We start from the raw sequence: 12,435 nt of genomic DNA on the forward strand, positions 1-12,435 counted from the left end.
GTGCAGAAGTGCAGCGCATTGCAGAGGATCGTGCGGGCTCTGCGCAAAAATGGCAAGAGGGGTGCACGCGGATGCATAGAAATGATTGAGATTGACGAGTAGGCTGCTCGCCGTGCTGGCTGAACGACGACATCAGATGATCCTCCGCGCCCTGCGGTCCGGGGGCCCGGCGGCCGTGACCGACCTCTCCGAACAGCTCGGCGTCTCCGCCGCGACCGTCCGGCGCGACCTGCTGAAGCTGGAGGAGGAGGGACTGCTCACCCGCGTCCACGGCGGCGCGGTCGTCGAGGAGGGCGACCAGCCCTTCGCGGAGGTCGCCGGGGTGCGCGTGGCCGAGAAGGACGCCCTGGCGGTGGCGGCCGCGGACATGATCGAGGACGGGCAGTCCGTGCTGCTGGACATCGGCACCACCGCCTACCGGCTCGCCCGGCAACTGCACGGCCGACGGCTGACCGTCATCACCAGCAATCTGGTGGTGTTCGAGGAGCTGGCCGACGACACCGCCGTGGAGCTGGTGCTGCTCGGCGGAGTGCTCCGGCGCGAATACCGCTCCCTGGTCGGATTCCTCACCGAGGACAACCTCCGCCAGCTCCACGCCGACTGGCTCTTCCTGGGGACCAGCGGCGTCCGTCCCAGCGGGCAGATCATGGACACCACGGTCATCGAGGTCCCGGTGAAACGGGCGATGATAGCGGCCAGTGACCAGGTGGTGCTGCTCGCCGACGCGGGCAAGTTCCCCGGCACCGGCATGACCAAGGTCTGCGGCCCCGAGGATCTCGACGCAGTAGTGACCAACGCCCCCTCGGACTCGGCCACGTGCTCGGTGTTCGAGCAGGCAGGAGTAAAGGTGGTGCGGGTGTGAAGCTGACCATTCTCGGCGGCGGCGGGTTCCGGGTGCCGCTCGTGTACGGGGCGCTGCTCGCCGACCGCTCCCCGGGGCGCGTCACCCATGTCACGCTCCACGACCTGGACGCCGCCCGGCTGGGCGCCGTCGCCCGGGTCCTGGCCGAACAGGCCGCGGCCGGCCCGGGAGGCACCGCCCGGCCGGAAGCCGGGGGAGCGCCCACGGTGTCCCACACCACCGACCTCGACGAGGCGGTGCGCGGCGCCGACTTCGTCTTCTCGGCGATCCGCGTCGGCGGCCTCGAAGGCCGCGCCGCCGACGAGCGCGTCGCCCTGGACCACGGTGTCCTCGGCCAGGAGACGGTGGGCGCGGGCGGCATCGCCTACGGGCTGCGCACCGTCCCCGTCGCCGTCGACATCGCCCGGCGGGTCGCCCGGCTGGCCCCCGACGCCTGGGTCATCAACTTCACCAACCCCGCGGGCCTGGTCACCGAGGCCATGTCCCGCCACCTCGGCGACCGGGTCATCGGCATCTGCGACTCGCCGGTGGGCCTCGGCCGCCGGGTCGCCCGCGCGCTCGGCGCCGACCCGGACCGCGCGTGGATCGACTACGTCGGCCTGAACCACCTCGGCTGGCTGCGCGGCCTGCGCGTCGCCGGGCGCGACGAACTCCCGCGTCTGCTCGCCGACCCCGAGGCCCTCGGCTCGTTCGAGGAGGGCAAGCTCTTCGGCCCCGAGTGGCTCGCCTCCCTCGGCGCGATCCCCAACGAGTACCTGCACTACTACTACTTCAACCGGGAAGCGGTGCGCGCCTACCGCGAGGCCGAGCAGACCCGCGGCGCCTTCCTCCGCGACCAGCAGGCGCGGTTCTACGAGGTGATGGAGCAGGGCCACGCCCCGGCGCTCGCGACCTGGGACCGCACCCGCGCCGAGCGCGAGGCCACCTACATGGCGGCCAACCGCGAGGCGGCGGGTGCCGGCGAGCGCGACGAGTCGGACCTGGAGTCCGGCGGCTACGAACAGGTCGCCCTCGCCCTCATGCGCGCCATCGCCCGCGACGAGCGCACCACCCTCATCCTCAACGTCCGCAACCGCACCACGCTGGGCGCGCTCGACGAGGACGCCGTCATAGAGGTCCCCTGCCTGGTGGACGCGAGCGGCGCGCACCCGGTCTCCGTCGACCCGCTGCCCGGCCACGCCACCGGCCTGGTGTGCGCCGTCAAGGCCGTCGAGCGCGAGGTCATGAACGCCGCCGACAGCGGCTCGCGCGCCACCGCCGCCAAGGCGTTCGCCCTCCACCCCCTCGTCGACTCGGTCGCCGTCGCCCATCGCCTCGTCGACGGCTACACCACGGCACACCCCGGACTCGCCTACCTGAACCGCCCGTAGGAGCCCTCGCCATGCATGACGAACGCCGCCGCATCGAGGACCGCGTCCAGCGCGTCCTCACCCAGCGCATCCAGCCCGCCGCCCACTCGGCCTCCGTGCCCTTCACGATCGAGGCATGGCAGGCACCCGACGAACCGGTGCCCTTCGCCGAGGCGGCAGGCGCGCCGTACGAGCCCTTCACCACCGGGACCACCTGGGGCCCGCCCTGGGGCACCACCTGGTTCAAGGTGCACGGCGAGGTCCCCGCCGCGTGGGCGGGCAAGCGCGTCGAGGCCGTCTTCGACCTCGGCTTCGTCGGCGACTGGCCGGGCAACCAGGCCGAGGCACTGGTCCACACCACAGACGGCGCCCCGCTCAAGGCGGTCAACCCGCAGAACCAGTACGTGCCGGTGGCGAACCCCGCCGAGGGCGGCGAACACGTCTCGTACCTCATCGAGGCCGCCTCCAACCCCGACATCCTCGCGAACGACTTCAGCCGCCCCACCCCGCTCGGCGACAAGCTCACCGCGGGCCGCGCCCCCCTCTACACCTTCGGCCGCGCCGACCTGGCCGTACTGGACGAACAGGTATGGCACCTGGGCCTGGACCTCACCGTGCTGCGCGAGCTGATGCTCGAGCTGAGCGAGCACGACCCCCGCCGCCACGAGATCGCCCACGCCCTCGACCGCGCCCTGGACCGGCTGGACCTGGACGACATCTCCGGCACCGCCACCGACGTACGCGACGCCCTGCGCGGTGTGCTGGAGCGCCCCGCCAACGCCAGCGCCCACACCCTCTCGGCCGTCGGCCACGCGCATATCGACTCCGCCTGGCTGTGGCCCATACGTGAGACCAAGCGCAAGACATCGCGCACCTTCTCCAACGTCACGGCGCTCGCCAAGGAGTACCCGGAGTTCATCTTCGCCTGCTCGCAGGCGCAGCAGTACGCCTGGGTCAAGGAGCACTACCCCCAGGTCTGGGACCGCATCCACGAGGCCGTGCGCAACGGGCAGTGGGCACCGGTGGGCGGCATGTGGGTGGAGGCCGACGGCAACCTGCCCGGCGGCGAGGCACTGGCCCGCCAGCTCATCCACGGCAAGCGCTTCTTCCTGGACGAGTTCGGCATCGAGACCAAGGGCGTGTGGCTGCCCGACTCCTTCGGCTACAACGCGTGCTTCCCGCAACTGGCCAGGCTGGCGGGGAACGAGTGGTTCCTGACCCAGAAGCTCTCCTGGAACCAGACCAACAAGCTGCCCCACCACACCTTCTGGTGGGAAGGCATCGACGGCTCCCGGGTCTTCACCCACTTCCCGCCGGTGGACACCTACAACGCCGAGTTCTCCGGCCAGGAGATGGCCCACGCCGTACGCAACTACCAGGACAAGGGACGCGGCACCCGCTCCCTGGCACCCTTCGGGCACGGCGACGGGGGCGGCGGGCCCACCCGCGAGATGATGGAGCGGGCGCGCCGGCTGGCCAACCTGGAGGGCTCCGCGAAGGTCGTCATCGAGCACCCCGACGACTTCTTCGCCGCCGCCCGGGCCGAATACCCCGACGCCCCGGTGTGGACCGGCGAGCTCTATCTGGAGCTGCACCGCGCCACCTATACCTCGCAGGCCCGCACCAAGCAGGGCAACCGGCGCAGCGAGCACCTGCTGCGCGAGGCGGAGCTGTGGTCGACGGCCGCCGCGCTGCACGCCGACCGCCCCTACCCGTACGAACGTCTCGACCGGCTGTGGAAGACGGTGCTGCTCCACCAGTTCCACGACATCCTGCCGGGCTCGTCGATCGCCTGGGTGCACCGCGAGGCGGAGGCGGAGTACGCGCGGGTGGCGGCGGAACTGACCGAACTCACGGCCCAGGCGATGGCGGCGCTGGACGGTGCCGCCGCGCCCGGATCCGGTGCGCGGGTGTTCAACACGAGCCCCCGCCCGCGTGCCGAGGTCGTCGCCGTCCCCGCGGGCACGGCCGAAGGCCAGCCGCTGGCGGACGGCACCGTCGCCGTCTACGCGCGGGTGCCGGCGTCCGGCGCCGCCCCGCTGACCGCGGCCGCGGCCCCCGAGCCCGTCACCGTCACCGGCGGCCGCGTCCTGGACAACGGCCTGGTCAGGGTCGTGCTCGCCGAGGACGGCACGCTCGCCTCCGTACGGGACCTGGTGGCCGGCCGCGAGGTCCTGGCCCCGGGCGCGGCGGGCAACCTCCTGCGACTCCACAGCGACCTGCCCAACTACTGGGACGCCTGGGACATCGACAAGCACTACCGGCAGCGCTGGACCGACCTGCTCGACGCCGACGCGGTCACCGTCGCCGAGGAGGGCCCGCTGCTCGGCGCCCTGCGCGTGGAGCGCGCCTTCGGCAAGGACGGCCGCTCGCGCATCGTCCAGACCATCACCGTCCGCGCGGGCAGCCGCCGTATCGACTTCGCGACCGAGATCGACTGGCACGAGGCCGAGAAGATCCTCAAGGCCGCCTTCCCCATCGACATCCACGCGGACCGGTCCACCGCCGAGATCCAGTTCGGCCATGTCCACCGCCCGACCCACACCAACACCAGCTGGGAGGCGGCCCGTTTCGAGGTGTACGGCCACCGCTGGGTGCATGTCGCCGAGCCGGGCTATGGCGTGGCGGTCCTCAACGACTCGACCTATGGGCACGACGTGGCCCGCACCACCCACGACAGGGGCGAGGGCACCGGCGGTACGACGACCACCGTCCGGCTCAGCCTGGTGCGCGCCCCGCGGGTGCCCGACCCCGAGGCCGACCAGGGCATCCACCGCTTCACCTACGCCCTCCTGCCCGGCGCGACCATCGAGGACGCGATCGCCGAGGGCTACGCGCTCAACCTGCCGCTGCGCGTCGCCGACTCCGGCGCGGCCGTGGCGCCGCTGGTCACCACGGACGGCCCGGCCGCCGTCGTCGAGGCGGTCAAGCTCGCCGACGACCGTTCGGGCGATGTCGTGGTGCGGCTCTACGAATCGCTCGGCGGCCGTACCCGCACCACCCTCCGCCCCGGCTTCTCCCACACCGGCGCCACCGTCACCGACCTGCTGGAACGCCCGCTCACCGAGGTCCAGGACGCGCCGAGGACCGATGCGGACGGCAATGTCACGGTGAGTCTGCGCCCGTTCCAGATCCTGACCCTGCGGCTGAAGCGGAGCTGACGCCATGGCCATGCGACCGTGGTTCCCCGACGCGAAGTTCGGGATCTTCATCCACTGGGGCATCTACGCCGTGGACGGCGTGCAGGAGTCCTGGTCCTTCTTCGAGGGCGACGTCCCGCACGAGACGTACATGGCGCAGCTCGACGGGTTCACCGCGGCGCGGTACGACCCCCGCGCATGGGCCGCCCTCTTCGCCCGCGCCGGAGCCCGCTACGCCGTGCTGACCAGCCGCCATCACGACGGCGTCGCCCTGTGGGACACCGCCCTCGGCGATCTGAACGTGGTCCGGCACACCTCGGCCGGCCGCGACCTCGTGGCCCCGTACGCCGAAGCCCTGCGCGAACAGGGCCTGAAGGTCGGCCTCTACTACTCGCACAGCGACTGGAACCACCCCGACTACGCCTCCACCCGCTACGAGGGACGGCCGCCCGAGCAGGAGAACAACCCGTACGCCGAGGTCCCGAAGGAAGAGGAGGACCTCGACGCCTGGGCGCGCTACCTCGCCTACCGCGACGGCCAGGTGAATGAGCTCACCACCCGTTTCCGCCCCGACCTCCTGTGGTTCGACGGCGAGTGGGAGCGCACCGAGGAGCAGTGGGGGATCCGCGAGCTGGCCCGGCTCATCCGCGCCGAGGTCCCGGACTGCGTGCTGAACGCGCGCATGCTCAGCGAGGGGGACTACGCCACCCCCGAGCAGGGCGTGCCGATCGAGCCGCCCCCCGGGCCCTGGGAGCTGTGCCTGACCTTCAACGACTCATGGGGCTTCCAGCACCACGACCACAACTACAAGACGACGACCCAGCTGATCCGCTACTTCACCGAGACCATCGGCGCGGGCGGCAATCTGCTGCTCTCCGTGGGCCCGAAGGAGGACGGCACGATCCCGGACGAGCAGGTCGAGCGCCTCGAAGGCATGGGCGCCTGGATCGCCCGGCACGCGGACGCGGTGTACGGCACCCTCGCGGGCCTGCCCGCCGGGCACCACTACGGCCCCAGCACCCTCGCGGCCGACCGCCGCACCCTCTATCTGACGGTCTTCGACATCCCGCGCTCGCCCATCGGCGTACGGGGCCTTAGGACCCCCGTACGCCGGGTGACTGTCCTCGGCACCGGCACCGAGCTCGGCCACCAGGTGATCGGCGGCCTTCACGAAGTCCCCGGCGTGCTGTGGATCGACCCGCCCGCGGCCGCCGACCTCGAGGAACACGCCACGGTCCTCGCCGTCGAACTCGACTCCGAGCTGGAGCTGTACCGGGGGCACGGCCGGTCCTGAAGGGAGGCACGTCAGCCGATGGTGATGACGATCTTGCCCGGGGTCCCACCGGCGGCCAGGGCGCGCCGCGCGTTGGCCGCGTGTTCCAGCGGCGTCGCTGTGAGCACGCCGCTGCCGACGGTGTCCAGGCAACGTCCACGCCATTGGGGCGAGTTCGCGGACGTGACCTGCAGCACCGTGGCCGTAGGTGACCGGCTCGGCCCCGAGCGTGCGCAGACAGTCGTGGTCGCGCGGTGAGGCGGTGCCGATGACGCGTGCTCCGCGCGATCGGGGCGATCTGCACAGCGAGCGAGCCGACGCCTCGCCATAGCCAGACGCTCACCTCGGCCGCGTGGAAGGATCAGCCCATGCGGTCACGACTGGCGTTCGGGGACGAGTTACGGGCCGAGCTGGGATCACCCAGGAGCTCTCGCAGGCTGGGCAGCAGTCCGCGCTCGCGGGTGTGGCGCGTTGAGTTGCCAGGGACCTCGGCGGTGGTGAAGCAGATCGTCGACGGGCCCGATGCCGACGAGCGATACGCCCGCGAGGTGGCCGCCCTGCGGCTCGCCGCCCGAGCCGAAACGCCCATCGTGCCCGCGCTGCTCGCCACCGATTCCGGCGAGCGGGTGCTGGTGCTGGAGCATCTGGATCACCAACGCCCGGCCGGGGACTGGATCGTCGGCTACGCGGCCGCTCTGGCGCGGCTGCACGCCACCGCCCGTCCGGAGGATGCCGGGATACTTCCGCGATGGCAGGGCCCGAACCGGGCCGACATCGACTCCTTCCTCGGGCTGGCCGTGGCGCTCCAGGTTCCTGTTACGCCCGGTGTCTCCGATGAACTCGATGACCTCGTGAACCGACTCGACCAGGCACCCGGCCATGCCCTGCTCCACGGGGATCCCTGTCCCGGGAATGACCTCCACACCGCCACGGGGATCAGATTCATCGACTTCGAGCAGGCGTCACTGGGTAGCGGTCTGATGGAGCTGGCCTATCTGCGTATCGGCTTCCCGACCTGCTGGTGTGTCACTTCGGCGTCCGAGCCGCTGCTGGAGCGGGCCGAGCGCGCCTACCGCACGGCGTGGCGCACCGCGACCGGCACCGAGACCCAGGACGGCCTTGCCGACGCGTGCGCCGGCTGGCTGCTCCGCGGCGACGCGCTGGTCGAGCGGGCGCGCCGCGAAAGCGATGACCATCTGGCCCGGATTCCGCAACGGGACTGGAAGTGGGGCACGGCGACAGCCCGGCAACGGCTCGTCCACCGGCTCGGTGTCGTCAGCAAGCTGACCGCCGATCACACCTCTCTGAGCGGCGTGAGCCGCCTCACCACCGGCCTGCGCCAACGCATGCTCACTCGCTGGCCGGCACTGCGGCCGGTCCCGACAAAGCGACCGTAGAGCCCGGCCGGCGCCCCGGTCCGAGGTCGGCGCCCGCCGTCGACGGCGTCTCGCTCACCCTGCGCCGCGGCGAGATCCTGGCCATCGTGGGGGAGAACGGCTCGGGAAAGTCCACCCTGGCCAAACTTCATCACCGGCATCCTGCTGGCCGAGAGGGCCGCGTCCTGTGGGACGGCACCGACCTGGCCCAGGCGGACCGCGACGCGGTGTGGAAGCGCACCGCGCTGGTCCCACAGAACTTCCCCGGCAGCTCGACACGCTCCTGGCACGTGAACTCTTCGGCGGGGCCGAGTTGTCCGGCGGCCAGTGGCAACGGCTGGTGTGCGGCCGCGCCCTCTATCGGCGGACACCGCTGCTCATCCTCGATGAACCCACCTCGCAGATGGACCCGCGAGGCGAGCACCAGATCTTCCTGGAGATCAAGCGCATCGCCGCCGAGCGCATGACCATCGTCGTCACGCACCAGCTCGAGAACACCCGCCTGGCCGACCGCATCCTGGTCATGCGCGAGGGACGCGTGATCGAGCAGGGCGGATACGAGGAGCTGGCCGGCGCGGGGGGCCTGTTCGCCGAGCTCGTGGCCCTGGCCAAGGACCGATGAGGTGAGGAACCCCCGGCGCGCCGGCGTGTACGGCGCGCCGGGGCCCATCTGAGGCAGGGCTCGCGGGACTCCCGGAAGGCCAGGCCGACCTCCCACTCTCCCCACAGCCGCACGCTGTCAGGTCGGGTCAGCCCCCCGGGCGGGTGACCAGGCGGCCCCGGACCTTGCCGTGGCGGAGTCGGTCCAGGCCCTCGTTGAGGTCGGCGAAGGGGATCTCTTCCACGATCGGGGTGATCCGGCCCTCCGCGATGAAGCCGAGGACCTGGCGGTATTCGTCCTTGCCGGCGCCGTAGGAGCCGCGGAGTTCCACGCTTTTGCGGATGAGGCTGCCGTTGGAGAAGGTCGTGGTCCTCGTGCCGAGCCCGACGGCGACCACGCGGCCGAGGCGGCGTACGGCATCGATCGCGTCCGACGTGGTGGAGCCCACGCCCGCGAAGTCGACGATGGCGTCGGGTCGCAGGTCCGCCAGCGCGGTGACGTCGGTGAAGCACTCGCGGGCGCCCGCCGCGCGGGCGGCCTCGAAGGTGTCGGGGTTGATGTCCACGCCGTAGACCGTGGCCCCCGCGATCACTCCCGTACGGACGCCATTGAGACCGAGGCCGCCCAGGCCGACGACAGCGATCACATCCCCCGGTTTGGCCTGAGCCTCGGTGCGGACCGCATGGTAGGCGGTGACGACCGAGTCCGTGGCGACGGCCGCATGGATCGTGGAGACGTTGTCGGGCAGGGGGACGAGGGTGGAGGCATGGGCCACCAGGCGTTCGGCATAGCCGCCGTCGATGCCGATGCCCGGCGCGTAGGACGCCTTGACCTCCGGGTGCGCGATGATCGCGACGGCCACGCGGTCGCCTGTCGCATAGCCCTCCACCCCCTCGCCGAGGGCGGAGACGGTGCCCGCGACCTCGTGGCCGAGCGTGAAGGGCGGTCGGACGATGGGCTCGATCATGCCGTCGATCACATGGACGTCGGAGTGGCACAGTCCGGCGGCCTCGACGTCCACCACGACCCAGCCCGGGCCGGCTACCGGGTCCGCCAGTTCGGCACCCTGCAGCGGGGCGCCCTTCGCCACGTACCGGAAGGCCTTCATCGACTACTCCAAAGTTCAGCTGAGACGAACCGCCGCCGCAGCCTACCGCTGTGTCAGTTGCCGCTGATGGGCGGGCGGTTGGCCTTCGCCTGGGCGGAGCTGCCATGGGTTGCGGGCATACGCGTCGGCCAGGGCCCCGAATGATTCCTTGGGTTCCCAGTGCCAGGGAGAATTCGGATCCGCCGGGCGGTCCCGGATCACTTTCACCAGGCTGTAGCTGGCCATGTCCAGGTCGAGTCGCTGTTCGCGGCGGTGTGGGGCGTCGGGTGTGAGGAAGGTATAGGCCATGGCCGCGTAGAGGTTCATCGACTCGAACACGCCGAGCACGTCGGTGAGGTATGCGGCCTGGGCGTGCTCGCTGCGCACCAGTCCCTTCTTCACCTGTGGCGGCGTCGTGGCGTAATCGACGACGTCCCAGGCCATGCCGCCCAGGCGCGGTGCACCCTCGAAGGTGCAGGAGCCGAACTCGGTGATCGCGAGCGGCTTGCCGTGACGTTGGTACGTGCGCAGCTCGCGGACGTGCCCGGAGCGATTCGGATACCAGCCGTAGTAGTCGATGCACACCAGGTCGAACAAGTCCCAGTCCACGTCTTCGTCCTGCGCGGCGCCATAGGACAGAGGGCCGTGGAAGACCGAGCGGCCGACGGTGGCGGCCCGTGTGGTGAAGCGGCGCAGTCGCTGGGCCGTTTTCACCGGGTCGTAGTTGCCCTTGACCAAGTTGTCGATCCGTTCGACCGCGGTGGCGCCGGGCACGATTCCGGGAACGAACAGCATGAATTCACAGCCGACGTTCAGGTGCACCCGCACGCCCTGCCTGCGCAGTCGTTCCGCGAACCGTCCGGTCTCCGCGAGGTGGTCGAGGATGTCGTGGGCAGGCACGTCCCCCAGGGTCGGCTCCAGCCAGACGTGCAGACCGTTCTCGGCCGCCTCGGCCGCCGTGCGCGTGAGGCGTTCGACGCCATCGCCGGTGACCTTCACCGTGTCGGCATGCAGCTCGCGGCGGATGGACCGCAGATCGGCCCGGGTACGAGCCGCGCTCCATCCCGTCGCCGGTGTTTCGCCCTGCCCCACTTCGTAGACGACCCCGCGATAGCGCACGCCGCCCACCCCTGAGTCCCCAGCCCGCCCCCGATCGGCCGTGGCATGCGGCCTGTCCCGCCACCCCGTCGCGGCCGCCTGCCCGGCGGGCAGCGCCGCGCCGACTGCGACGGCCCCCGCCAACCGCAGAAACCTCGCCCTGCTGACCTGGGTCGCACCCATCTCGTTCTCTCCCGTCTTCCGGATGGAAGCAGCCTGCAGGACCACCGGAGCGGGCACCATTCGCCGATGGTCTACCAGGAGACAGAACGAAAGACCGGCCGCCATCGCCGAAGGAACGAGCCTGACATGCCCTTCCGGGCCACGACCCGGGTGCCGAAGTGACAGGCGGCGCTACCCGCCTCTGCCACATGGCCAAGGCCAATCCGGCCGATGGGCCGATACTGCCGCCCTCAGCGGTCCGCATACCCTCAGCTTTATGACCAACGGCCTCGACCCCGTCCTCCCGGCCGGGCGCACCTGGCGCGACTGGGCGGTGGACGCGGTGCTCTTCTGCGCGGCCGTCTTCCTCGGCATGGTCGTCCTCGGCGTGGTGAAGGAACAGGGCGAGCTGTCGGGCCGGGCGGCGGAACTGGACCCGCTGCTGGGGCTCGTGGTCTGCCTCGCGCTGTGGTGGCGGCGCCGTTTCCCGCTCGCCGTGGCCCTGATCGGGCTGCCCGCGGTGGCGCTGTCGACCAGCGCGCTGCCCGCGGGCGCGGTGATCGTCACCAACTTCGCGCTTCGCCTCCGCTGGCGGCAGGCACTGCTGACGCTCGGTGCGTACGTGGTGTGCATGGTGCCCTCCGGCCTGCTGCTGTACGGGCGGGGGGCGGACCTGTTCGTCGATGCCGTGTTCTGCCTGGCCTACCTCCTGGCCACCTTCGCCTGGGGCCATGCCCTGCGTTCCCGGCGGCTGCTCCTCCAGCGGCTGCGGGTGGACGCCGAGCGGGCCCGGGCCGAACACGAGCGCCGGCTCGCCGACGTCCGCCGCGGCGAACGCCAGGCCATCGCACGTGAGATGCACGATGTGCTGGCGCACCGCATCTCCCTGCTCTCCGTGCACGCGGGCGCGCTGGCCTACCGCACCCGGCAGGCGCAAGCCGGTGCCGGACCCGCGCTCGACGGTGTCGAGGTCGCCGAGAGCGTCGAGGTGATCCGGGGGAACGCGCACGAGGCCGTGGAGGAACTGCAGGAGGTGCTGCACCTGCTGCGGGCGGAGGGCGGTGACGAGCCGGTGTCGCTGCTGCCACGGATCGAGGACATCGGCTCTCTCGTCGCGGATGCCCGCGCCACGGGGCAGCCGGTGGACTTCCGCCCCGAGCTGACCGCCGACGCCGTCCACGAGCTGCGGTGGCAACTGCACCGCACCGTCTACCGCGTGGCCCAGGAGGGCCTGACCAACGCCCGCAAGCACGCGCCCGGCGCACCGGTCAGCGTGTGCCTGGCCGGTGGTCCGGGCCGCGGCCTCACCGTGGAGGTCCGCAATGAGCTGCCCGCCTCTCCCGGCGCCGACGAGGTGATCCCGGGCACCGGCGCCGGTCTGACCGGGCTCGCCGAACGCGTCCGCCTCGACGGCGGCACCCTCGACCACACGGCTGCCGACGGCACCTTCACACTGTGCGCCCGGCTACCGTGGTCCGCGAGGTGAC

8 protein-coding genes and 2 pseudogenes are annotated in these 12,435 nt (G+C 71.6%); 7 read left to right on the forward strand and 3 right to left on the reverse strand.

The window, feature by feature from the left end:
• The first annotated feature begins 112 nt into the window (after positions 1–112).
• Genes CGL27_RS47575 through CGL27_RS47590 form a run of 4 tightly spaced genes read left to right on the forward strand, consistent with a single transcriptional unit; the run spans position 113 to position 6,645 of the window.
• Complete coding sequence (locus CGL27_RS47575; protein ID WP_014057528.1) at positions 113–862, forward strand: DeoR/GlpR family DNA-binding transcription regulator; 750 nt, start codon at positions 113–115, stop codon at positions 860–862.
• Positions 859–2,232 (forward strand): 6-phospho-beta-glucosidase, encoded by a 1,374-nt coding sequence (locus CGL27_RS47580; protein ID WP_119993950.1) that lies wholly within the window; start codon positions 859–861, stop codon positions 2,230–2,232. Before CGL27_RS47575 ends, CGL27_RS47580 begins: the two co-directional genes overlap by 4 nt.
• 11 nt (positions 2,233–2,243) lie before the next feature.
• Positions 2,244–5,372, forward strand: coding sequence for a glycoside hydrolase family 38 C-terminal domain-containing protein (locus CGL27_RS47585; RefSeq protein WP_119993951.1), 3,129 nt, complete (start codon positions 2,244–2,246; stop codon positions 5,370–5,372).
• Between the two features lie 4 nt (positions 5,373–5,376).
• Positions 5,377–6,645 (forward strand): alpha-L-fucosidase, encoded by a 1,269-nt coding sequence (locus CGL27_RS47590; protein ID WP_119993952.1) that lies wholly within the window; start codon positions 5,377–5,379, stop codon positions 6,643–6,645.
• A 144-nt stretch (positions 6,646–6,789) separates the two neighbouring features.
• Here CGL27_RS47590 and CGL27_RS52790 read toward each other — a convergent pair.
• Positions 6,790–6,946 (reverse strand): annotated as a pseudogene (locus tag CGL27_RS52790) (NADP-dependent oxidoreductase); the annotation flags it as partial.
• Positions 6,947–6,992: 46 nt separating this feature from the next.
• On the opposite strand from CGL27_RS52790, the gene CGL27_RS47600 reads away from it, so the two are divergent.
• A complete protein-coding gene (locus CGL27_RS47600) occupies positions 6,993–8,021 on the forward strand; it encodes an aminoglycoside phosphotransferase family protein (protein ID WP_119993953.1) in 1,029 nt (342 codons plus the stop codon).
• 8 nt (positions 8,022–8,029) lie between these two features.
• A pseudogene (locus CGL27_RS47605) lies at positions 8,030–8,622 on the forward strand (ABC transporter ATP-binding protein); the annotation flags it as partial.
• Between the two features lie 127 nt (positions 8,623–8,749).
• Here CGL27_RS47605 and CGL27_RS47610 read toward each other — a convergent pair.
• Both CGL27_RS47610 and CGL27_RS47615 read right to left on the reverse strand, forming a co-directional pair.
• On the reverse strand, positions 8,750–9,709 hold the full coding sequence (locus CGL27_RS47610; protein WP_119993954.1) for a zinc-binding dehydrogenase: 960 nt from the start codon (positions 9,707–9,709) through the stop codon (positions 8,750–8,752).
• A gap of 42 nt (positions 9,710–9,751) precedes the next feature.
• Positions 9,752–10,969, reverse strand: a complete 1,218-nt coding sequence (locus CGL27_RS47615; protein ID WP_240451069.1) for an abortive phage infection protein — start codon at positions 10,967–10,969, stop codon at positions 9,752–9,754.
• Positions 10,970–11,225: 256 nt separating this feature from the next.
• On the opposite strand from CGL27_RS47615, the gene CGL27_RS47620 reads away from it, so the two are divergent.
• Positions 11,226–12,434, forward strand: a complete 1,209-nt coding sequence (locus CGL27_RS47620) for a histidine kinase (RefSeq protein ID WP_119993955.1) — start codon at positions 11,226–11,228, stop codon at positions 12,432–12,434.
• Position 12,435: the final 1 nt, after the last annotated feature.

The sequence above is a fragment of the Streptomyces sp. 11-1-2 genome, from assembly GCF_003595545.1.
Lineage (GTDB): Bacteria > Actinomycetota > Actinomycetes > Streptomycetales > Streptomycetaceae > Streptomyces > Streptomyces hygroscopicus_B.

Bases quoted from the DNA above. Each gene is read 5' to 3' on its own strand.
- CGL27_RS47600 (WP_119993953.1), top strand. From the start codon at position 6,993: ATGCGGTCACGACTGGCGTTCGGGGACGAGTTACGGGCCGAGCTGGGA.
- CGL27_RS47620 (WP_119993955.1), top strand. From the start codon at position 11,226: ATGACCAACGGCCTCGACCCCGTCCTCCCGGCCGGGCGCACCTGGCGC.
- CGL27_RS47615 (WP_240451069.1), bottom strand. From the start codon at position 10,969: ATGGGTGCGACCCAGGTCAGCAGGGCGAGGTTTCTGCGGTTGGCGGGG.
- CGL27_RS47585 (WP_119993951.1), top strand. From the start codon at position 2,244: ATGCATGACGAACGCCGCCGCATCGAGGACCGCGTCCAGCGCGTCCTC.
- CGL27_RS47610 (WP_119993954.1), bottom strand. From the start codon at position 9,709: ATGAAGGCCTTCCGGTACGTGGCGAAGGGCGCCCCGCTGCAGGGTGCC.
- CGL27_RS47590 (WP_119993952.1), top strand. From the start codon at position 5,377: ATGGCCATGCGACCGTGGTTCCCCGACGCGAAGTTCGGGATCTTCATC.